General features: G+C 64.7%; 19 protein-coding genes. 2 read left to right on the top strand and 17 right to left on the bottom strand.

Annotation, left to right across the window (positions count from 1 at the left end):
* Window positions 1-37: 37 nt before the first annotated feature.
* The 4 genes from FYJ92_RS02350 to FYJ92_RS02335 form a co-directional block, all read right to left on the bottom strand.
* A complete protein-coding gene (locus FYJ92_RS02350; protein ID WP_185262439.1) occupies window positions 38-919 on the bottom strand; it encodes a hypothetical protein in 882 nt (293 codons plus the stop codon).
* On the bottom strand, window positions 916-1,467 hold the full coding sequence (locus FYJ92_RS02345) for an RNA polymerase sigma factor (protein ID WP_185262438.1): 552 nt from the start codon (window positions 1,465-1,467) through the stop codon (window positions 916-918). Before FYJ92_RS02345 ends, FYJ92_RS02350 begins: the two co-directional genes overlap by 4 nt.
* Window positions 1,468-1,698: 231 nt before the next feature.
* Window positions 1,699-2,034, bottom strand: coding sequence for a DUF1508 domain-containing protein (locus tag FYJ92_RS02340; RefSeq protein ID WP_185262437.1), 336 nt, complete (start codon window positions 2,032-2,034; stop codon window positions 1,699-1,701).
* A 260-nt stretch (window positions 2,035-2,294) separates the two neighbouring features.
* Window positions 2,295-3,584: an adenylosuccinate synthase gene (locus FYJ92_RS02335; protein ID WP_185262436.1), complete on the bottom strand. Its 1,290-nt coding sequence runs from the start codon at window positions 3,582-3,584 to the stop codon at window positions 2,295-2,297.
* Window positions 3,585-4,024: 440 nt separating this feature from the next.
* Here FYJ92_RS02335 and FYJ92_RS02330 point away from each other — a divergent pair, with 440 nt between their 5' ends.
* Entirely contained in the window at window positions 4,025-4,654 is a 630-nt protein-coding gene (locus FYJ92_RS02330; protein ID WP_056348638.1) for a uracil-DNA glycosylase, read from the top strand.
* Window positions 4,655-4,850: 196 nt separating this feature from the next.
* Here the strand turns inward: FYJ92_RS02330 and FYJ92_RS02325 are convergent, their stop codons facing one another.
* The 3 genes from FYJ92_RS02325 to FYJ92_RS02315 all read right to left on the bottom strand — a co-directional run bounded on the left by FYJ92_RS02325 (window position 4,851) and on the right by FYJ92_RS02315 (window position 7,139).
* Entirely contained in the window at window positions 4,851-5,273 is a 423-nt protein-coding gene (locus FYJ92_RS02325; RefSeq protein ID WP_185262435.1) for a DUF3151 domain-containing protein, read from the bottom strand.
* Window positions 5,274-5,275: 2 nt separating this feature from the next.
* Complete coding sequence (fbaA, locus tag FYJ92_RS02320) at window positions 5,276-6,295, bottom strand: class II fructose-bisphosphate aldolase (protein ID WP_185262153.1); 1,020 nt, start codon at window positions 6,293-6,295, stop codon at window positions 5,276-5,278.
* A gap of 169 nt (window positions 6,296-6,464) precedes the next feature.
* The gene (locus tag FYJ92_RS02315; protein ID WP_370526106.1) at window positions 6,465-7,139 is read right to left on the bottom strand and encodes a TrmH family RNA methyltransferase; all 675 of its coding nucleotides are present in this window, start codon (window positions 7,137-7,139) and stop codon (window positions 6,465-6,467) included.
* 130 nt (window positions 7,140-7,269) lie between these two features.
* Between FYJ92_RS02315 and FYJ92_RS02310 the strand changes: the two genes are divergently transcribed.
* Entirely contained in the window at window positions 7,270-8,100 is an 831-nt protein-coding gene (locus FYJ92_RS02310; RefSeq protein WP_185262434.1) for an HAD-IIA family hydrolase, read from the top strand.
* Here FYJ92_RS02310 and FYJ92_RS02305 read toward each other — a convergent pair.
* From FYJ92_RS02305 to FYJ92_RS02260, 10 genes are all read right to left on the bottom strand, one after another.
* On the bottom strand, window positions 8,097-9,137 hold the full coding sequence (locus tag FYJ92_RS02305) for an alpha/beta hydrolase (protein WP_185262433.1): 1,041 nt from the start codon (window positions 9,135-9,137) through the stop codon (window positions 8,097-8,099). The genes FYJ92_RS02310 and FYJ92_RS02305 overlap by 4 nt on opposite strands.
* Window positions 9,138-9,233: 96 nt before the next feature.
* On the bottom strand, window positions 9,234-9,806 hold the full coding sequence (gene pyrE / locus FYJ92_RS02300) for an orotate phosphoribosyltransferase (RefSeq protein WP_185262432.1): 573 nt from the start codon (window positions 9,804-9,806) through the stop codon (window positions 9,234-9,236).
* A 10-nt stretch (window positions 9,807-9,816) separates the two neighbouring features.
* Complete coding sequence (locus tag FYJ92_RS02295) at window positions 9,817-11,106, bottom strand: FAD-dependent oxidoreductase (protein WP_185262431.1); 1,290 nt, start codon at window positions 11,104-11,106, stop codon at window positions 9,817-9,819.
* Between the two features lie 151 nt (window positions 11,107-11,257).
* Window positions 11,258-13,546: a gluconokinase, GntK/IdnK-type gene (locus FYJ92_RS02290; protein ID WP_185263628.1), complete on the bottom strand. Its 2,289-nt coding sequence runs from the start codon at window positions 13,544-13,546 to the stop codon at window positions 11,258-11,260.
* 53 nt (window positions 13,547-13,599) lie between these two features.
* On the bottom strand, window positions 13,600-14,829 hold the full coding sequence (manD, locus tag FYJ92_RS02285; RefSeq protein WP_185262430.1) for a D-mannonate dehydratase ManD: 1,230 nt from the start codon (window positions 14,827-14,829) through the stop codon (window positions 13,600-13,602).
* Window positions 14,830-14,874: 45 nt separating this feature from the next.
* Window positions 14,875-16,308 carry a glucuronide transporter gene (gene uidB, locus FYJ92_RS02280; RefSeq protein WP_185262429.1) on the bottom strand — a complete coding sequence of 478 codons (1,434 nt, stop codon included), beginning with the start codon at window positions 16,306-16,308 and terminating at the stop codon, window positions 14,875-14,877.
* 237 nt (window positions 16,309-16,545) lie between these two features.
* On the bottom strand, window positions 16,546-17,973 hold the full coding sequence (locus tag FYJ92_RS02275) for a mannitol dehydrogenase family protein (protein WP_255482261.1): 1,428 nt from the start codon (window positions 17,971-17,973) through the stop codon (window positions 16,546-16,548).
* Window positions 17,970-19,376, bottom strand: a complete 1,407-nt coding sequence (gene uxaC / locus FYJ92_RS02270) for a glucuronate isomerase (RefSeq protein WP_185262428.1) — start codon at window positions 19,374-19,376, stop codon at window positions 17,970-17,972. Before uxaC ends, FYJ92_RS02275 begins: the two co-directional genes overlap by 4 nt.
* An 80-nt stretch (window positions 19,377-19,456) precedes the next feature.
* Complete coding sequence (locus FYJ92_RS02265) at window positions 19,457-20,521, bottom strand: LacI family DNA-binding transcriptional regulator (RefSeq protein ID WP_185262427.1); 1,065 nt, start codon at window positions 20,519-20,521, stop codon at window positions 19,457-19,459.
* Between the two features lie 106 nt (window positions 20,522-20,627).
* Window positions 20,628-21,794, bottom strand: a complete 1,167-nt coding sequence (locus FYJ92_RS02260; protein ID WP_185262426.1) for a Gfo/Idh/MocA family protein — start codon at window positions 21,792-21,794, stop codon at window positions 20,628-20,630.
* Between the last annotated feature and the right edge of the window lie 27 nt (window positions 21,795-21,821).

Below are 21,821 nucleotides of genomic sequence, written 5' to 3'. Positions count from 1 at the left end.
GGTGGTTCCCGGCGGAAGGCTCTTCCTGACGGAGAACCTACCGGTTGAACTTCCTTAGCCAGTTTGAACCGGGTCCGGCAATGCCGGGCCCGGTTTTTTCCGTCGGTGCCGGGGGGACGAGGGCTGACGTCAGGGACTCGGCCGCTGTTGCGGCTTCGGACAGCGTACCGGCAGCCAGCTTTCCGGCCTTGTCGAGTTCGGCAGCGGCGTCTGTGGCGGCCTTGGCAGGACCTTTTCTTTCCTCCTGGGTGGCAGCGTCCTGAGTGGCTGCATCCCGCGGAGCAGCGCCGCCCGGGGTGACGCCCGCGGCGTTCCCCGGCGCGCCGCCGTCGTCCGCCTTTGACTTGCCGGGCGCGGTGTCGTCTCCGCGGCCGGCCGGCCCCGTGCCCGCGTTCTGGCCAGCGTTTTCCGGACCGTTGACTGGCTGGCCGGTTCCAAGTTCAGCAGGTTCGGGGTGTATCGGCGCTGAAATGTCGCGGGTTGCCGGCTCCGCGGGCAACTGCACCTCCGCCGGATCGACGGCGCTCCCGCTGACAGACGGAGTCCCCGCGACGGTCCAGGCAGGGGCCCAGTCCCGCAACAGCTGCTGGATGGAATTGCTGGCCTGCGCGTCCGGAGCGGTCCCGGTGGCGGCAACTGCGGTGACGCCAAGGCCCATCCCCGCGACGACAGCCAGGCCCACAACGGTGGTCCGGTGCTTGCGGAGCAGGCGGTGCCGGGCGAGCTGATGGGACTGGCCTGCGAGCAGTGCCGCCAGTTCAGGGCCGGGCTCGAGGACCGGCATGGAGGCAAGGGAACCTACCGCGAGCAGCGTTTCACGGAGCCCGGCGTCATCGGCCCAACCGGCGGTATCGGTCCAACCGGCATCAAGGAGCATTTCATCCACGGTCCGGATCAGGGAGCTGGCATTGGACGTCATGGGGCCACGTACTCATTCACTGCGGACTGCTCGCGCAGCCGGATCAGTGCACGTCGCTGTAGCTGTTTGACGGCACCCGCACTCTTTCCCATCACAGCGGCCACCTGGTCCACGGTCAGGCCCGCGACGAGGCGTAACGACAACACTTCCCGCTGCTCAGCCGGCAGATCGTTCAGGAGATCCGCAACCTCCTGCGGGGAGATCCGCTGCAGAACTTGGGCCTCGGCGGATGACTCCTGGCGTCCGTCAAGCTCCGGTTCGAACGGAAGTTTGGTGGGGGTGCGCTGCTGCCTCCGGTGATCGTCCACCATCCTGGCGTGCGCCACGGAGAAGACAAAGGTGCGCAGCCCGGCGACACCGCCGGTAACCGTCTGCAGCCGCGGTAGGACGGCGAGGAAGACTTCCTGCATAACCGCCTCCGGATCTTCTACCCCGCGGGCTGTGAGGTAGCCCAGGACCTGCGATGCATAGGTGCGATACACGATGCTGAAAAGCTCCGGATCGCGGGCGCGCGCACGCAGAACGTCATCTGTCAGTGCATCGGTCACGGACACAGGGCCTTCGGTGGAGGGACTGGGCTTGCTTAGCTTGGGGCCCGCACGTCATGCGCGGAATGCCCTCGCCAGCTAACTTTACCCGCCGGTAACAAAAGAGCCGGGCTGGAACATGATGGGGGACACGTTCCAGACCGGCGCTTCATAGGGGTAATCGCTCCAGACACCGCCGGGGTTACGCCGTCGGAGAAAAACTTCCAAGGATTGTACCGCCGGCCGTACTGCCTACGTCCAGCGAGGGGCGGCCACACCCCGGCGCGGCGCCTTGGCCATGACAAAAGTGTGCGCCCTGGTGGCGGGGACGAACTGGTCCCCACAGCCCGGCTTGAGTTGGGCGGGGACAAGCACCGGAGCGGGGGCGGTCGGCGAAACGTTCGCGGCGGGGCAGAGGTCGGTGACGAGCCCTGTCCCGGCGCATTCGCGGACGGCGGCGATCCCTGCAGCCACGGCTGCCTTGTCCTCAAAGGCTCCGGACACAGCCATCACGGTGCCATCCGGCGCCGTGAGGCGGAACTTGAAATGTGAATCCGAATCCAAGAAAACTTCAAACTTCCCGGCCATGATAAATCCTTCCGGTCTGCGGGTCCCGTCCGCGGCATCTTAGCCACGGGCGGTCCCGGAGCATCGCTGCGTCCGGCACCTGCGGGTCTGGTCGAATGATCAACTGATCAGTTCAGGGTGTGCTTAAGAGTCTGTCCGCCTCGGGTACAGCCTCACAAGACCGGTTGCGTTAAGCCTGTGTAAATTGCGTACTACCCCCAGGCAGAACAAAGGCGGGCCACCTCTTCAGGTGACCCGCCGTCGTCGTACGTTGCAGGCTGTTAGTCGTTGATCAGATCGTGGACCACAATGGTCTGGTCGCGGTCCGGGCCGACGCCGATCGCGGAGAAACGCGTGCCGGAGAGCTTTTCGAGGGCCAGCACGTAGTTGCGGGCGTTCTCGGGGAGGTCCTCCAGCGTGCGGGCGCCGGTGATGTCCTCGGTCCAGCCCTCGAAGTACTCAAAGATGGGCACTGCGTGGTGGAACTCGGTCTGCGTCATGGGCATTTCGTCGTGCCGCACACCATCAACGTCGTAGGCAACGCAGACCGGGATCTGCTCAATGCCGGTGAGGACGTCCAGCTTGGTGACGAAGTAGTCCGTGAAGCCGTTCACGCGGGAAGCGTGGCGGGCCAGGACGGCGTCGTACCAGCCGCAGCGGCGCGGACGGCCGGTGTTTACGCCGAACTCGCCACCGGTTTTCTGCAGGTACATGCCCATCTCGTCGAACAGTTCGGTGGGGAACGGTCCGGCGCCAACACGGGTGGTATAGGCCTTGATGATGCCGATGGAGCGGGAAATCCGGGTGGGGCCGATACCCGAGCCAACGGACGCGCCGCCGGCGGTCGGGTTGGAGGAGGTCACGAACGGGTAGGTGCCGTGGTCTACGTCCAGGAATGTGGCCTGGCCGCCTTCCATCAGGACAACCTTGCCCTCGTCCAGGGCGTTGTTGAGGACAAGCGTGCTGTCGATGACCAGCGGGCGAAGGCGATCGGCGAACGCCAGGAAGTAGTCCACGATCTCGTCCACCACGATGTCGCGGCGATTGTAGACCTTGACCAGGAGTTCGTTCTTCTGGCGCAGGGATCCTTCCACCTTCTGGCGGAGGATGGACTCGTCAAAGACGTCCTGGACGCGAATGCCCAGGCGGGCCACCTTGTCCATGTAAGCGGGGCCGATGCCACGGCCGGTGGTGCCGATGGCGCGGCTGCCGAGGAAACGCTCGGTGACTTTGTCCAGGACCTGGTGGTAGGGCGCCACGAGGTGCGCGTTGGCTGAGATGCGCAGCTTGGACGTGTCCGCGCCGCGGGCCTGCAGGCCTTCGATCTCCTCGAACAGGGCCTCAAGGTTCACCACACAGCCGTTGCCGATGATCGGAATCGCGTTAGGGCTCAAAATGCCGGCCGGAAGGAGTTTGAGCTCATACTTCTCACCGCCTACGACGACGGTGTGCCCGGCATTGTTGCCACCGTTGGGCTTTACGACGTAGTCAACGCGGCCGCCCAGAAGATCGGTGGCCTTGCCTTTTCCTTCGTCGCCCCACTGGGCTCCTACGATCACGATTGCTGGCATGGGATCCTCCCCCATTCGTTCGGGCCGCACAGGTCAGTCCACCTAGATGGCAAGCCTGCGTTGCGCCGTTCATGAGAATGCCCCGAAGGCCATAGCCTGGCCGGACCGCTACGGCGGCCAACCACGCAAGAGTCCGGGGCTCTTACCACCCAAGTTTAGCCGATGCGGGGATTTCCTCCACCCGTTGGGCTTGCGGAGCCTGCCGCGCCATTGCGGATCGTCCGCGGGTTTTCCTCTCCGGCTGCGTGGTCCGGCGTATGCCTTTCATCACGGAATCTCACCGGACGGGGTCCGCATTTCGCGGGGCTTGCTAAACTGATAGAGATCGACCAGGAATCGGTCCACACCACATTTCAAACCACGCCGGACGGGCGCGCCCATCACGCGCCCATTTTCCGGATTGGCAGCATCGCCGAGCCCCGCAGGAGACATTGCACTATATGACAGCCCTGGCCCCAGAATCCCTCCGTGAACAGCTCCTCAGCCGCCGCTACGAGCCCAACGTTGCAGCCGTCAATGAGCTGTGCGATTCCCTGCAGAGCGTCAAGCCCCACACCGAAGTCCCGTACGTCGACCCCATGCACGACGTAGACGAGTGCCGCATCATCAGCCTCTACTCCAACATCGGCGAAGCTGACCCGTCCGGTTTCATCACCGCCGGCGACGAAGACGCCGCCACCCGCATGCTCGGCATCCAGTGGAAGCTGGGCCTGCGCCCCGAGTTCGTGATGCCCTGGAACGTGCACCCGTGGCACACCCCAGGTGAGGTCAACGGCAAGTTCACGCCGGACCAGATTTCCGCTGGCCTCAAGCCGCTGTTGAAGTTCCTCGCCGTGGTTCCCCGCGCCTCGGTGATTGTGGCCCACGGCACCGAAGCCAACCGCCTGGCCAACCTGCTGCTGAAGACCGAAGTTCCGCTGCTCTGGCGCCGCGGGCTGAAGACCTACAAGGTCCGCTCCCTCAGCGGCCGCGCCTTCGCCGGGACGCCCGCACGGCAGGAACAGTACCTCGAGGAAATGCGCGTTGTCTACACCGACGCCATGGCCCGCACAGGACTCGCGAAGGTTTAGCCACCGGTAGGCCCACGCCCGCAGGGTTCCCTCGCCGAGCTTGCGAGGTGAGAGTGCGGGTGGGGAACGACGGCGGGCGGTCACCATTTCTTCTGAAAGGTGACCGCCCGCCGTCGTTCGTTAAACAACGCGGGGTCACTTCCGGCCCAAAAACGATGGTTATTGGGCCGGAAGTGACCCCGCGTTGCCCTTCAAACTACTTGCCCTCGATGGCCGCCTTGGCTGCCGGGTCCGAGTCGTTGAGGAACTTCTCGATGCGTTCCGGTTCCTCGGCTTCGCCAATGGCCGCGGATGCGCGGCCCAGCGAGTAGAGCGCACGCAGGAAGCCGCGGTTGGGTTCGTGCTCCCATGGGATAGGGCCCACCCCGCGCCAGCCGTTGCGGCGCAGCGAGTCCAGCCCGCGGTGGTAGCCAACGCGCGAGTAGGCGTAGGAATCGATGGTGCGGCCCTCGGACCACGCCTCCTCAGCCAGGACAGCCCACAACAGCGACGACGTGGGGTGCTTCTCCACCAGGTCCAGGGGTTCGGCGCCGGCGTCCAGCTGCTCGTAGACGTCGGTCTCGGCAGGCAGGAGCGTCGGCTCCGGACCCATCAGGTTCTTGCGGAACTCATCCGACATAACTAGAACGTCTTGCCGAGGGAGCCGAGCTGGCGGGCGGCCTCGGCGATGCGGGCAGCCATGCCGGCCTCGGCGGAGGCACCCCAGACGCGGGGATCGTAGGTCTTCTTGTTGCCCATTTCGCCGTCGATCTTCAGCACGCCGTCGTAGTTGGCGAGCATGTGCCCGGCCACCGGACGCGTGAACGCGTACTGCGTGTCCGTATCGACGTTCATCTTGATCACACCATAGGAAACGGCGTCAGCGATTTCCTGGTCAGAAGAACCCGAACCGCCGTGGAACACCAGATCAAACGGGTTCTCCTTGCCGATCTTGGCACCCACCTCGGCCTGGATCTGCTTGAGCAGCTCCGGGCGCAGCTTCACGCCACCGGGCTTGTACACGCCGTGGACGTTACCGAACGTCAGCGCCGTCAGGTAACGGCCGTTCTCGCCCGTACCCAGCGCCTCGATGGTCGCGAGGGCATCTTCGGTGGTGGTGTAGAGCTTCTCGTTGATCTCGTTCTCCACGCCGTCTTCCTCGCCACCGACGGTGCCGATTTCAACCTCGAGCATCATCTTCGCCGCGCCGGAACGCTCCAGCAGCTCGCGGGCGATGCGCAGGTTGTCTTCGAGGGTCTCGTGCGAGCCGTCCCACATGTGCGAGTTGAAGATCGGGTTCCGGCCAGCCTTGACCTCAGCCTCCGAAGCGGCCAGCAGCGGCAGGACAAAGCCGTCCAGCTTGTCCTTGGGGCAGTGGTCCGTGTGCAGCGCAATGTTGACGTTGTAGTTCTTGGCCACTTCGCGGGCAAAGGCGGCGAAACCGAGCGAACCGGCAACCATGTCCTTGACCGATGCACCGGACCAGTACGCTGCGCCACCGGTGGAAACCTGGATAATGCCATCGGACTCAGCCTCGGCGAACCCGCGGATGGCTGCATTCAGGGTCTGCGACGACGTCACATTGACCGCCGGAAACGCAAAGCCCCCGGCCTTGGCACGGTCGATCATCTCGGAGTAGATCTCTGGGGTTGCAATGGGCATGCTGACTCCTATGCTGAGTTTTCGTCTGTGGGTTGTGACCCTGGAGTAGACCTCTTACGGCTAGCCACCATCCTAGCCATTTCTGTGCAGGGGCAGTGTTTCGGGTCACGCGGACGGGTAACACTCACGCTCACAAAGCCAACTCGGCGCGGGTCAGAAGTGGCGCGGGTCAGACGGGCTGGCTAAAAACGTGCCGGCGGATCCAGGCGTGCATGGCGACAGCCGCGGCGGAGGCGGCGTTGATGGAGCGGGTGGAGCCGAACTGCTCGATGGACAGGGTGGCCAAGGCCGCCTCATGGACCTCCGGCGTCAGCCCGGGCCCTTCCTGGCCGAACACCAAGACGCAGTCCTTGGGCAGCTCATAGGTTTCCAGGGGCACGGAGTCCGGGAATATGTCGATGCCAATGATAGCGAGCCCCTCCCCCTGCGCCCAGGCCACAAAGTCTTCCACGGTGGGGTGGTGGCGGATGTGCTGGTAGCGGTCGGTGACCATGGCCCCGCGCCTGTTCCACCGGCGTCGCCCGATGATGTGGACTTCCTTGGCGAGGAACGCGTTGGCGGTGCGCACCACGGTGCCGATATTGAGGTCGTGCTGCCAGTTTTCAATGGCGATGTGGAAGTTATGCCGCTTGGAATCGAGGTCAGCCACGATCGCGTCATGCTTCCAGTAGCGGTACTGGTCCACCACGTTGCGCCGGTCGCCGTCTGCCAGCAGTTCATGATCCCAATGGTCGCCTTCAGGCAGCTCGCCGTCCCAGGGCCCGACGCCGACCTCCGCATTGGGTTCCGGCGCCTCCTCTGGCAGTGGAACGGGCAGCGGCGGGGCTTGGGGAAGGTCAGTCACACTTCAACTCTAGCCGCGTCAGTCCTGGGTACTGATGCCCGGCTGCACGGTTTTTCTCAGGCCTCGAGTGTTGCCGGGCAAGAAGGATGAAAGACTGGACCAGGAATAGGCACATCTCACGGAGGTAAGCGTGGCAGAAGCAGACCAGGTACAGGGTTCACAGGCGGTCTACCGCAACGGCCAGGAGATCGAATGCTGGCTGACAGACATGGACGGCGTGCTCGTCCACGAAAACCATGCCGTCCCGGGGGCTGCCGAGCTGATCCAGCGCTGGGTGGACACGTCCAAGCGGTTCCTGGTGCTGACCAACAACTCGATCTTCACGCCCCGGGACCTGGCCGCCCGGCTGCGTGCTTCCGGGCTGGAAATTCCCGAGGAAAACATCTGGACGTCCGCGCTGGCCACAGCCCACTTCCTGAAGGACCAGGTGCGCGGTTCCGGCTCCGGGAACCGGGCCTACACGATCGGCGAGGCAGGACTGACGACGGCGCTGCACGAGGCCGGCTTCATCCTCACCGACCAGGACCCGGACTTTGTGGTGCTCGGCGAAACCCGGACGTACTCCTTTGAGGCCATCACCATGGCCATCCGGCTGATCCTGGCCGGAGCCCGCTTTATTGCCACCAATCCGGACGCCACCGGCCCGTCCAAGGACGGTCCCATGCCCGCGACGGGGGCCATTGCGGCCCTCATCACGAAGGCAACCGGCCGGGAGCCGTACATTGTGGGCAAACCGAATCCCATGATGTTCCGGTCCGCCATGAACCAGATCGATGCGCACTCCGAGACCACGGCGATGATCGGGGACCGGATGGACACCGACATTATTGCCGGCATGGAGGCAGGCCTGCACACGGTGCTGGTCCTCACCGGAATTACGCAGCGCGAAGACATTGCCGCCTATCCGTTCCGGCCCAACCAGGTGCTGAACTCCGTGGCCGACCTGAAGAACCAGATTTAGAAGACCGCCACCTTCGAGCCGCCGCGGGGCAGCGGGAAAAAGTCGTCCATCAGCCGCTCCACGATGGGCCGGTAGATGAGCGGATTCCAGCCGGGGCTCGCGTGCGCCGGCAGGGCACCGTCCGTTTGCAGGTCCGTGGAGACCATCTGGGGTTGGAACGCTGCCGACCACGCGTCCTTGGCCGTCGGGTAGCGGACCGTGCGGTCTTTCGGGTTGCCGATATACGCCATCCGCGTGCCGCCGAGCTTGTCCACAAACCGGTTTCCATCGAAGTGGTAGATGTAGGCCGACTCGGACTGGATGAGCACACTGGACGGGGCGATCGGGGACAACTGCTCCATGGTCTGGTCCAGGATCTGCCGCCAGGTCCGCTCGTCCTTATGGATGACGCGCTCCCCCAGTTCGTAGCTGCCGCGGACCACCGACGGGACCCGGAAGCCGTTCTCGTACAGGAACACCACGCCGTCGAACCAGCTCTCATCCAGCACGTCGCTCCGGCTGTAGGGGCTGGAATCCAACAGGATGAAGTCGACCTCCACGCCGTGGAATTCCCTTAGCCGCGCGGCCACCTGGGTGGCCACCATGCCGCCGAAGCTGTGGCCGTAGAAGAAAAGCTTGGTAAGCTTTTTCGCCCGGACATGCTCGATGACGGCGATCACCACCTCATCAATGTCCAACCCCTGGTTGGAATAGCCGACGGCGGCAAGCTGGCCACGCTTGTTCAGCGCACCACGCATGACGTTCAGGATCCAGAGCGCCTCTTCCCAGCTGGTCTTGTAGCCGGGGAAGAGGAACCAGCTGGCGTTCGGGTAATAGGCGTCGGCGAAATCGTCCGCGATCTGCAGGATCCTGGTGACCCGCCGTTCCGCCTGGATGCGGCGGGTAACCAGCATGTCTGCTGCCAGCAGGGCAGAGGCACCCGTTCCGGCCAGGAACCCGCGGCGCGAAAACCGCTTGAGTACGGCGGCACTGGCAAGCAGCCGGGCTTGATGGGCACCAGGCTGTTCCTGCGGATCTGTTTCCTCGCTGTACGACACACCTCTACCGTAGCCACAGCGGAAGCCGCCGCTGCAACCCGGGCCTGGGGCAACCCTGGCCCGGAGTCGCGGCCCTACTTGCTGCGAGAGGCCGGACTAGGACAGGCCCAGCTCGTCCTTGCCGAAGGCGAACAGGTAGGGCACACCGGTCTCGGCTTCGATTCTTTCCTTGGAGCCAGTGTCCCGGTCCACAATGACGGCCACGGCAACCACGTTGCCGCCGGCCTTCCGGACACCCTCAACAGCGGTGAGTGCGGAGCCGCCGGTGGTGGACGTATCCTCCAGCACCAGGACCTTGCGGCCCTCAACCGATGGGCCTTCAACTTGGCGGCCCATGCCGTAGGACTTCTGGGCCTTGCGGACCACAAACGCGTCCACGGTGCGGCCGGCGTCCACGGCGGAGTGCATAACAGCGGTGCCCACGGGGTCAGCACCCATCGTCAGGCCACCTGCGCACTCAAAGTCGATTCCGGCGTCGTCCGTCAATGCCAGCATGACCTGGCCCACGAGCTTGGAGGCCTCATGGTGCAGCGTGATGCGGCGCAGATCGATGTAGTAGTCGGCCTCGGCACCGCTGGAGAGGATCACCTTGCCGCGGACCACGGCAAGTTCCTTGATCAGTTCCAGCAGGCGGGCACGGGCAGCGGCGGCGTCAAGAGGGGAAGTCATGGTGTCCAGTTTAGTGGTTGCCCGATTTGTGACGGCGCGCCAAGCCGGGCAGCTTTGCTGCATGCTGCGGCTGACCGCGGCGGGCGAAGGAAGGCGCATGTTCCGGCCGGGGCCCGAACGCGATGAGCCGCGGCATGAGTCGCCGGACCATCGGGGCGTGCCTCACCACAAACAGCAGGGCCGGCGGAGGCCCGGTCCTCTTTCCGGCGAACAATGGGACGAACACTGCGCGGTGCAGGATCCGCTGCACCGTCTGGACAACCACGGTGGGCATCCTGCGCCTCCGTTCCACTCCAGCGAGATCCTGCACCGATACGTGCCCCCGGAGAAGTGCCGGCGCCAGCCGGGCCGCTGCCGCCACGGCATCCTGGATGGCCAGGTTAATGCCCACGCCACCCACCGGGGACATGGCATGGGCAGCGTCGCCAATGCACAACATCCCGTCCACGTACCAGCGCCGCAGCCGGTCCAGGCGCACATCCAGCCAGTGCAGGTCCTCGATGGACCGGATCGAATCCACCCGGTCAGCCAGGTCAGGACGCAGTCCGGAAACGCGCTCCCTGAACCCTTCCACCCCCTCGGCCCGGATCCGCGCGTCTTCTCCCTTCGGGCCGATATATCCCATCTGGTAATAGTCGTCGCGGTACAGGGCGATCATGGCTTCCCGGCCTCGGAATGCCGGGACGATTCCCGCCACGGCGCCCTTCTCCGAGGCATGGCGCGGAAGCCTGAACCACCACGTGTCGAAGGGGACGGGGTAGTTCCTTGGCTTCAGCCCGGCGGCCCGGCGCAGCACTGACTGGCGCCCATCAGTGGCCACCACAAGGTCCGCATGAAGTGCACCTTCACGGCCGTCGCGTGTGTGGTAGCGGACGCCGGCGACGCGTCCGCCGTCGAACATTAACGACATTGCTTCGTGTTGCATCCGGAGCGTGAAGGTGGGTTCGCGCGCGGCCTCGGTGGCTAGGAAGTTCAGGAAGTCCCACTGCGGCATCATGGCAATGTAGTTGTACGGGGGCTTCAGGGACGCGAAATCCCCGAAAGTGACCAAGCCGGCGCCCGGGATGGGGAAGGCAACGTTGTCCAGCCTGCTCTGTGGAAGCTGACGGAAGCTGGCGCCCAGTCCCAATTCGTCGATCAGCCTGATGGTGGAGGCATGCACGGTGTCGCCGCGGAAATCCCGGAGGAAGTCGCCGTGCTTTTCGAGGACCGTGACGTCGACGCCGGCCCGGGCGAGCAGCAGCCCCAGCATCATGCCCGCCGGCCCACCGCCGACAACGGCGCACCCTGTTCGCTCCATGCACTAACGGTACGCCGCACATGTTGTGGCCGCACTCGCCTGGTTTGGGACGCGGAAATGGCCCTGTGACGCAGAAGCGGACCGTCGCTACGCGTATCCGCGTAGCGACAGTCCGTCTGCGAGTCGTCAGCCTAAAACCGCAGCGATAACCCTAGAGCCGGGTGTCGAAGGAATCGCAGAAGACATTCTCGTTGAACGTCCCCTGGAACTCGGACTTGCCCATGATCTTCTCGATGGTGGCCCGGATAGCCTCCACGGTTCCCGCATGCGCATGGATGGCGGTCTTGACCATCGGCACGTCGATGAGGTGGTTGGGCTGGTTCAGCGACACAAACACTGTGGGAACCTCGGTGACGTACCACGGGATTTCCGCGGCCATCGGGGTGGACCACTTGATCCGGATCGCCGCTTCCTGGGCGAAGCCCTTGACGTTCGCGAAGACAAACGCCGCGTCATACTTGTCCGCGTAGTCGCCGGTGGCTTCCTCGGAGATGACGGACATGAAATTGACGCCCGTCTCCCCAGCCGCCTTGCGCTGATCGGCAGTCTTGAACACGTGCACCTCGAAGCCGGCTTTTTCCAGCTCGTCCTTGACCGTGTTCAGGTAGGCCAGCGGGTCCGCCATGGTGAAGTCCGGGCCGCCGGAGATGCCGTACAGGCGGATCCGCTTGTGCGTTTCCGGCCGGATGGGCAAATTGTTGGCAGTGTCCTTGACCAGGGTGACGGTCTTGTCCGCGATCTCCGCGGCGACGGCGCGGTGCTCCGCGCTGCCGATCTTTGCCAGGGCTTCCACCGGAGGAGCCAGTTCGTTGCGAGCCTTGAGGTGCAGCCCCAACGAGGCCTTGAGGGCCAGGATGCGGCGCAGGGCGTCATGTAGGCGCTGCTCGGTGATGACGCCGGACTTGTAGCCATCCAGCATGTACTGGAAGTCTTCGTCGGCGTTGCGGAAGAACAAGAACATGTCGCAGCCGGCGGCAATGGTCGCAGGAACCAGGTCCTTGCGCTTCATGGCCTGCGTGAGCCCGATCATCTGCGAGGCGTCCGTGAGAATGAGCCCGTTGAAACCGAGCTCGCCGCGCAGCAGGTCCTGGAGCAGTTCCGGGGCCAGCGTGGCGGGACGGATGTCCTTGTCCGCGAGGCCCGGGCGGAAGTGCCGGGAAAGCTCCGGCGCACCGATGTGCCCGATCATGATCGACTGCACGCCATGCCCGATCATTTCGCGGTACACGTGGCCGTACGTCGTGTTCCACTCGTCGTAGCCGAGAGTGTTGTAGGACGTGACCACGTGCTGGTCGCGCTCGTCCATGCCGTCGCCCGGGAAGTGCTTCATGGCACAGGCAGTGGGCGATTCACTGATGCCGTCGAAGTACTCCTTGGCCCGTTCCACCACGATCTCCGGCGTGTTGCCGAAGGCCCGGGTGGAGATGACCGTGTTCCGCCAGTTGTAGTGGATGTCCACGATCGGGGCGAAGGCCCAGTTGCAGCCCAGGGCGGCGGTTTCCACACCGGCAACCTGGCCCATCCGGCGTGCGATGGACTTGTCCGGGTGCGAACCTGCCTGCAGGTGCGTGGACACAAACGTGCCGTCGTCGCAGCTTCCGGCGCCACCCATTTCCGGGTTGGAGGCCACCAACAGCGGCACCTTGGACTTCGACTGCGCGTGCCGGATGTGTTCCTGCACGGCAGCGGACGGGCCCGGCCGGTAACGCATGCCGCCCACATGGAAGTTCTCCAGCACACCGTCGAGGTACTCCGGGGAGTAATCGTTGTTGTGGTTGATGAACAGCTGCCCGATCTTTTCCTCAAGCGTCATCGATTCCAGAGTGGTGTTCACCCAGGTGATCGCTGCAGCATCCAGGTTGAACGGCGCGGCCTGGAGGTCGACGTCGAACTGGCGCCCCGGGGAGCCAGCGGCACCGGCCGCGGCAGTTCCGTTACCGTGGGCGGAGCTTCCGACGGCGGCAGTCACCGCAGCTGCGATGCCCGCCAATGCGTCGGCCACGACCTGGTCCACTGGGCCGGCGATGTCAACCACAATGCCTGCCTCATCGGCTTCGAGCGCTTCGAGGGTGGCGAGCTGGGATTCCAGCAGTGCGGGCGGCATAAAGTGCCCGGAGCGGCCTTCAGTCCGTGCCCTAAGAACCTCTTTGCCGCCGTGCAGATGCAGGAATACCGTGTCCGGCGCCTGGGCGCGGATGGCGTCGCGGTAGCTGCGGCGAAGAGCAGAGCAGGCCAGAACCAGGCCGCCCTTGGCGGCTGCCAGCTCGGAGCCCACTGTGGCGAGCCACGGCCAGCGGTCCTCGTCGGTCAGCGGAGTGCCAGCTGCCATCTTGGCGACGTTCTCCACAGGGTGGAGGGAATCGCCGTCGAGGAACTGGATGCCCAGCTCGCGGGCCACCAGGTCACCGATGGTGGTCTTGCCGCAACCGGAGACGCCCATCACGATGACGTGGGGACCGGCGCCGCCCACCGTGGAGGTGGAAGTGGTGGCGGTCACCAGTCGTGCACCGTTCCGTCTACCAGACGGTTGTACGGCAGGTAGGCCTGCTGGTACGGGTACGCGGCTGCGGCTTCCTCGTTGAATTCGACGCCGATGCCGGGCTTGTCGCCCGGGTGCAGGTAGCCGTCCTTGAAGGTCATGGACTGCTCGAAGACCTCGTTGGTCTTGTCCGAGTGCTGCATGTATTCCTGGATGCCATAGTTGTGGATGGCCAGGCCCACGTGCAGCTGGGCGGCGAAGCCCACCGGGGAAATGTCCGTGGGCCCGTGGAAGCCGGACTTGATCTGGTACTGGGCGGCGAAATCCATGACTTTCTTCAGCGGGGAAATGCCGCCGAAGTGGGTGGAGGCTGCGCGCACGTAGTCGATCAGCTGTTCCTTGATCAGGGTCTGGTAGTCCCACACGGTGTTGAAGATTTCACCGATGGCCAGCGGGGTGGTGGTGTGCTGGCGGACCAGGCGCAGGCCCTCCTGGTTTTCGGCCGGGGTGCAGTCCTCAAGCCAGAAGAGATCGTACGGTTCCAGTGCCTTGCCGAGCTTGGCGGCCTGGATGGGCGTCATGCGGTGGTGACCATCATGCAGCAGCGGGATTTCGGGGCCGAACTCGTTGCGCACGGCTTCGAACACGGTGGGCAGGTGGCGCAGGTAGGCGCGGGTGTCCCAGTCCTCTTCCTGCGGGAACGCGCCGCGGCCGGCGGGTTCGTAGTCGTAGCGTTCGCCCGATGCCTGGGCCTGGGCGGCCACACCGTAGACGGCCTTGATGCCGGGGACAGCTGTCTGGATGCGAATGGACTTATAGCCCAGTTCCAGGTGCTCACGGACGGAATCGAACAGCGACTCAGTGTCCGCGCCGGAAGCGTGGCCGTAGGCGCGCAGGCCGTTGCGTGAGGCACCGCCCAGGAGCTGGTAGACCGGCATGTTCGCCATCTTGCCCTTGATGTCCCACAATGCCATGTCGACGGCGGCGATTGCCGCCATGGTGACCGGGCCGCGGCGCCAGTAGGAGCTGCGGTACAGGAACTGCCAGGTGTCCTCGATCCGGTGCGGATCCTTGCCGATCAGCAGCTGGGCCACGTGCTCTTTGAGGTACGCGGCAACAGCCAGTTCGCGGCCGTTCAGGGTGGCGTCACCGATGCCGGTGACCCCGTCGTCCGTAGTGATGCGCAGGGTCACGAAGTTACGTGACGGGCTTGTCACGAAGACTTCAGCGGCAATGATTTTCACGGCAGATCCTTTCGGGGACTTCTGGTCAGTTGGTGGTGCTGGACGTTAGTGGCTGGCGGTTTTGCCGGCGCCAACCGGCGTGCCGGCGTCAGTGGTGGTGCTGGTTTCAGCCGGCGTGCTGGCGTCAGCGTCGTCGCCGGCGCCCACAGTTTTGGTCCGGCGTTCCTGGATCTCCTTAAGGATTTCCGCGTGCTTGGCGTCGGTCAGCGTGTACTTGGTCATAACCAGTACCGCAAGGATAGTCAGTACGGCAGGGATTGCGCCCGCGGCAATCTGAATGCCGTACAGGGCCTCCGCGGTCTGGGCCGTGCCGGACTTGTAACCGCCCAGTGCCAGGGCGTACGCCGCCAGGGCGCCGCCCACAGCCTGGCCGGACTTGCGGGTGAAGGAGAACAGGGCGTACGTGATGCCCTCGGTGCGGACACCGGTCCGCCATTCGCCGTACTCCACCGTGTCGGCTTCCAGCGCCCACACCACGATGTTGACGGCAAGGACACCCACGAGGCTGATCACGAGGCCGGTAAAGCCCATCCAGACCTGGCCGGTTGGAGTGAAGAAGATGATCGCACCGCCGATGACAGTGACCAGGGAAGAGTAGATGTAGACGCGCTTCTTGCCCACATTACGGACAAGCTTGGGCATAAAGGCGGCCAGGAAGAAGGTAAGCGCCAGCTGGATGATGGACAGTACCGGGTACAGGTCCAGGCGGCCCAGGACATCGCGCAGGTAGTACAGCTGCACGGAGGTCAGGGCGAGGTAGCCGGAGAGGAAGAAGAAGGAGCTCAGGCACAGCATCAGGAGGGGCTTGTTGCCTTTAAGCGTGTCAACGCTCTGCTTGAACGTCACCTTGGGGACGGCGCGGTGCACGCGTTCCTTGGCTGTCAATGCGGTGAAGAAGTAGAGCGCCGCCCCGATGACAACAAAGATCAGGGTGATGGTGGTGAAGGTCGACTGGAGATCCGCACCGGGCTTGATCAGCGGTGCAACGAAGATGCCCAGGGCGGAGCCCACCAGCAGGGCACCCACCATGCGGGCCGAGCCCAGCTTTGCGCGTTCCCCCGGATCCTGCGTCATGGCGCCGGCCAGCGAGCCGTACGGAATGTTTACGAGGCTGTAGGCAAGACCGAGGGCCGCGTAGGTGACGTACGCGTACAGCAGCGTGCCGGATTCGCCAAGCTGCGGAATGGAGAAGGTTGCCACGCTCAAAAGGAGCAGGGGGATGGAGCCGAACATGATGAACGGACGGAACTTACCGAAGCGCTTGCTGAAGGTGCGGTCAACGATCCGACCGGCGAAGACGTCGGCGAAGGCGTCAAAGAGCCTTACTACCAGCAACAGGGTTCCAGCGGCTGCTGCGGAGATACCGGCAACATCGGTGTAGTACACCAGCAGGAACATGGTGGCGGTGGTGAATGCGAGGTTGTTAGCTGCATCGCCGGCACCATAGCCGATGATGCTGAGCTTGTTTAGCTTTTTCATGAATTGGGCTCCTTTACCCTTGCCGCCGTGTTGGCCAGCGATCCGGCGCGGGTACCGCCGTGTGTTTCTCGTTGCCTGTAATCCTAGTCACTTGGCAATAAAATGGCAAGCGGTTGCCACAAATTTCTGTTGAAGCTTCACAAAACGCACGTCATCGAAACAGCACTGCCCGGTCCAAGACCCTGGACCGGGCAGTGCTGTTCATTAAGCAGTAGAAGTGCGGCTTGCGCGTGGTGCTTAGGAGCCCGCCGCGAATGTCCCGAGCAGGCCGGAAACCAGCTCCACGACGGAATCGTCCGCTGCGACGGCAGGATCCACCAGCGCCAGGACCGCCCGCACGCGCTCGGTGCCTTCCAGCTGGGTGGCCGCGGCCACCTCACTTGCCAGCGGATCGTGAAACGTCTCCGCCGCTGCACTGAAATCAATCCAGGCCGCGATCATCAGCGCCGCAGCGGCACCGGACTTGCCCTGGGCCCGTTCGGCCGAGAGGACAGGCACGGCCCGCATGCGCAGCTTGGTGCTGCCGTCCATGGCGATCTGGGCCAGGTGGTGGGCGATGTGCGCATTGCTGAAGCGGGCCAGCAGGGCGGCGCGGTACGCCGGGATCTGCAGGTCCGCGCCACCAGCCGCGGCGCCGGACAGGTTCGCCTCGGCTTCGTCCCAAAAGCTTTCGACGGCGTTCAGGCACTGCGGGTCCGCGAGGGCCTGCGCCACCGTGGTGTGTCCGCGGAGCTGGCCAGCGTAGGCCAGCAGGGAATGAGCGCCGTTCAGGAGCCACAGCTTGCGGTTCTCGTAAGGCTCGATGTGGTCGACGAAGACAGCGCCGGCATCTTCCCAGCGCGGACGGCCGGCGGGGAAATCTCCGCTGAGCACCCAGTTGGTGAAGGGCTCAGCCACTACGGGCGAGTTGTCCCGGTAGCCGCAGGCGGCCTCGACGGCGGCGATGTCCGCTTCCGTGGTGCGCGGGGTGATGCGGTCCACCGACGTGCTGACAAAGCTGACGTTTTCCTCGACCCAGGCCGCGAGCTCCGCGTCCCAGGCCTGCGCCAGGCCCGCCACGGCGTTGCGGGCTACCGTGCCGTTGTTGGCGAGGTTGTCGCAGCAGACAACGGCGAGCGGTCCGGCTCCGGCAGCCCGGCGCGCGGCGAGGGCGAAGACAAGCCGGCCCAGCGGCGTCGACGGGCTTCCGCTGCCGGAAGCCAGCAGCGCAAGGTCACTGACGACGTCGGACGCCGTAGTGTCCAGCTGTCCGTCGGCACCGAGCCGGTACGCCGCTTCCGTGACCGTCAGGGTGACCATGGCGGTGGCAGGTGCCGAAACGAGCTCTGCGAGCCGCTGCACGTCGGCGCCGTCTACCGCTTCAACGATGCTGCCGACGACGGCGAACGAGTCGCCGCTGTCAGCGCGCTCCACGAGCGTGAAGAGGCCGTCCTGCTCGGCAAGGGCCAGGGCAGCGTCCGGGCGGCGGCCGGTGAAAGCCGCAATGCCCCAGTCAGCGGCGTCGCTGGCCTGGCTCGTGTACCAGGCCTGGTGCGACCGGTGGAAGGCACCGAGTCCGAGGTGGACGATCCGCACCGGCGGTTTGGCTGAGGCGTGGACGGTCCGGTTCAGCTGCGGCAGGGATTCGTCAGCCTTGCCTGTTGCGTCGGTCTGTTCGATGCTCACAGTTTGAAAACCCTTCGCGGGGAGGAATCGACGGTGTCCACGATGATTTCGTGGGCGCGGTCTTCACTGACACGGTGCTCGGCCACGAGGCGGGCCAGGAAGGAGGCTTCGATCCGGCGGGACGCGTCATGGCGGGCGGGGATGGAGCAAAAGGCCCTGGTGTCGTCGATGAAACCGGAAGAACGGGAGAAGCCGGCCGTTTCGGTAACAGCGGAGCGGAACCGGAGCATGGCATCCGGGGCGTCCAGGAACCACCAGGGTGCGCCCAGGTAGACGGACGGGTAGAAGCCGGCCAGCGGTGCGAGCTCGCGGGAGAACACGGTCTCGTCCAGGGTGAACAGCACCAGGTGGAAGTCCTTGGCCGTGCCGAAGTCCTGCAGCAGCGGCCGGATGGCCTCGGTGTAGTTGGTGGCGAACGGGATGTCGTGGCCGGTGTCCGCGCCGAAGGCCTCGAACGTGGCGGTGTGGTGGTTCCGGAACGAACCCGGGTGGATGGTCATGACCAGGCCGTCCTCAACCGACATGCGACCCATCTGGTACATCATGTGCGCCTCGAAGGTGTTGCGGTCCTCGGCCGTGGCCTTGCCGGCGCGGGCGAGTTCGAAGATCCGCTCGGCTTCGGCGCGGTCCAGCTTGAGCGTTGCCGGGGTGGCCACACCGTGGTCCGCCGAGACGGCGCCGTGCTCCACGAAGTAGCGGCGGCGGTTTTCCAGGGCGGTGATGTAGCCCGCGTAGCCGGTTGCGCCGTCAGCGGCGGAATCGATCAGGCGGTCAACGTTGGCGCTCCAGGTAGGGTGCGCGATGTTCAGGTAAGCGTCCGGGCGGAACGTCGGCAGGACGCGGCCGTTGAAGGTGGCGTCTTCGGCGATGGCCTTGTGGCTGGCGAGGTTGTCCAGGGGATCGTCCGTGGTGGCAAGGACCTCGATGTTGAAGTCCTTGAAAAGCTGGCGGGGACGGAAGCCTGGCTCCAAGAGCTTCGCGGCGATGGCGTCATAGCTGGCGTCGGCGGACATCTCGCCCAGGTCTGCGCCCAGGTTGAAGACGCTGTCGAACTGGTTGCGCAGCCAGTAGCCGGAGGCCGTGCCTTCGAAGAGCGGCCAGGCATCCACGAACGTCCGCCAGATCTCGCGTGACTCGGGCGTCGTGGGACCGCCGCCGCGCAGCTTGTCCAAGGGGGCGCCGTTGGCGTGGATCAGGCGCGTGACGTAGTGGTCCGGGCTGACGAGCAGCGCTGCCGGGTCAGGGAACGGCGTGTTGTGCTCGATGACGGCGGCGTCAACGTGGCCATGCGGGGAGATAATGGGGAGGTCCTGTACGCGCGCAAGAAGGTCCCGCGCAATGCTCCGCGTTCCTGGGTCAGCGGGCAGGAGCCTGTCTGGGTTGGCAGCAATCGACTGTGACATAGATCAATAATCTGCCTGGCGCAGAGTTTTGTCAATCGGTTGCCATGAATTGCCAAATGCTGGAATTGGCCCGCCGGGACTCACCTCGCGGGCAGGATCCTACCGCTGGAGCCGCGCAGCACCAGCTCAGTCTCGACGCTCAAGGTTCCGGCCTGTTCCCCGCTTCCGTGAAGAAAGTCCAGCAGGCGCTTGGCGGCTGCCTCGCCGCACTCCCCCAGCGGCGAACGCACGGTGGTGAGCGGTGGCGTCGTGAAATCCGCGCCGAAAATGTCGTCAAAGCCAATGATGCTGACGTGGTCAGGCACCACTACGCCGGCAGCCTGGAGCTCCTGCATAAGCCCGATGGCCAGCAGGTCGTTGTACGTCAGGACCGCCGTGGCGCCACTGGCGCGGACATCACGCGCAGTCTTCCGGCCGCCGTCGACCGTTGGTTTGGTGGATTCGAGCCGCACTGCCTCGAGCCGGGACCAGTCGCAGGCTGCTTGCACACCCTCCCACCGGCGTTCGGACATCCAGGATTCCGGCGGCCCCGCCACATAGGCAACCTTCGTGTGGCCGTTGGCGGCCAGGCTGCGGACCGCCTCGCTGATCCCCTTGTTGACGTCCGGCACCACGCACGGCACGCCCTCCACTTCGCGGTTGATGACCACCACGGGCTTGTCTTGGGCCAGGGCGCGGATGTTGTCATCGTCCATGCGTGGGCTCGCCAGAATAAGGCCATCCACGGTGGCCATCAGCCGCCGGGCGGCAGTCAGTTCAGTTGCCGCGGACTCCGCCGATTCGGCGAGCACCAGAGTGTAGTCCCGGCTGGTTGCCGTGGTCTCGGCGCCGCGGATGATGTCAAAGAAGGTGGGGTTGGTAATGTCCGCGACGATGAGGCCGAACGTATTGGTCTTTCCTGTGGGAAGGGCGCGCGCGAACGGATTGACCTGGTAGTTCAGCTCGGCGGCCGCATCCTCGATGAGCTTTTGTGTTTTGGAGCTGACCCTGCCCGGCTTGCTGAGTGCCCGGGATACGGTGGACGCGTTGACGCCGGCCAACTTGGCGATGTCGTAGATCGTCGCGTTGGATTTGCCGTCGCGGCCGTTCTTCTTAGCCGAGCCAGCTGACGGGGCTGGCTTGTCCGGCGTTTGGGGTTCAGTCACCGCCCTATCCTAACGATGAAACCACTCAAGCAGGTGGCAGCTGCGGCCGTTTTGATGGTCCAAAACGGCCACAGCTGCTACTCAGCCCCGCTACTCACTCAGGAGGTTAGGCGCGCTGGGGGAACTTGCCCTCTTCGGCGATGCGCTTGTTGAGCTCGGCGAGGAACTCGTTCTCGTCGAAGTCCAGTCCAACTTCCTTGCCGGTCCATGCGGAGAGGTGGATGGCGTTGGCCAGGCGGACGCCGTTGATGCCGTCCGAGCCCGGAGCGAGCAGCGGCGTGCCGTCCAGGATGTTGGCGGCGAAGTTCTCCAGGACGCCTGCGTGCTGTCCGCCCCAGACGGACTCGAACTCGATGACCTCGGTGGTGTAGTACTGCTCCGGGTTCAGCTGGCCCATAAAGAGCTTGCGGACATCGTCCATGTCCATGCCGTCGCTGAGTTCGCGCTCGGGCTTGTGCAGACGTGTGACCGTGGCGGTCTTGCTGCCTTCGACGACGATCTTGCCCTGGTCCCCCAGGATTTCGAAGCGGTCGGTTCCGGTCAGGTCGTGCGTGGCGGTGACAAAAACGCCGGTAACGCCGTCTCCGTAGTCAACCACCGCGGTCACTTCATCTTCGACGGCGATGTCGCGGCGGAAGCCGAAGGAAACCTTGGAGTAGACGGACTTCGGGACGCCGCAGATCCACTGCCACAGGTCCAGCTGGTGCGGGGCCTGGTTGACCAGGACGCCTCCGCCTTCGCCGCCCCACGTCGCGCGCCATTCGCTGGAGTTGTAGTAACCCTGCGGACGCCACCAGTTGGTGATGATCCAGTTGCTGCGGCGGATCTTGCCGATCTCGCCGTTTTCCACAATCTCTTTGAGCTTCTTGTACAGCGGGTTGTTGCGCTGGTTGAACATGATGCCGAAGGAGAGTTCCGGCTTGCTGGCAGCGAACTCGTTCAGTTCCTTGACCTGCTTGGTGTAGACGCCGGCCGGTTTCTCCACCAGCGCGTGGATGTTGCGCTTCAGGGTCTCGATGCCCATTTCCGGGTGCAGGAAGTGCGGCACGCAGGTCACGACGGCGTCAACGTCGCCGCTTTCCAGCATGGCGATGTAGTCGTCATAGAAGGGAGCGTCGGGGTATGTGGCGGAGGCAATCTCCTTCTTGGCCGGGTCGGTGTCGCAGATGGCTCCGATCACCATGTTGGGGACCATGCCGTCGGTGATGAACTTGGCGTAAGCGCCGCCCTGCTGGCCCAGGCCGATGATGCCGAGGCGTACTTTCTTGCTCACAGTTGTTTATCCTTTTCCGTTGGTTGA

The organism is Pseudarthrobacter sp. NBSH8, from assembly GCF_014217545.1.
Classification (GTDB): Bacteria; Actinomycetota; Actinomycetes; order Actinomycetales; family Micrococcaceae; genus Arthrobacter.
Note: the sequence above shows the minus strand (reverse complement) of the source record. Positions and strands in the feature narration are given on the sequence as shown.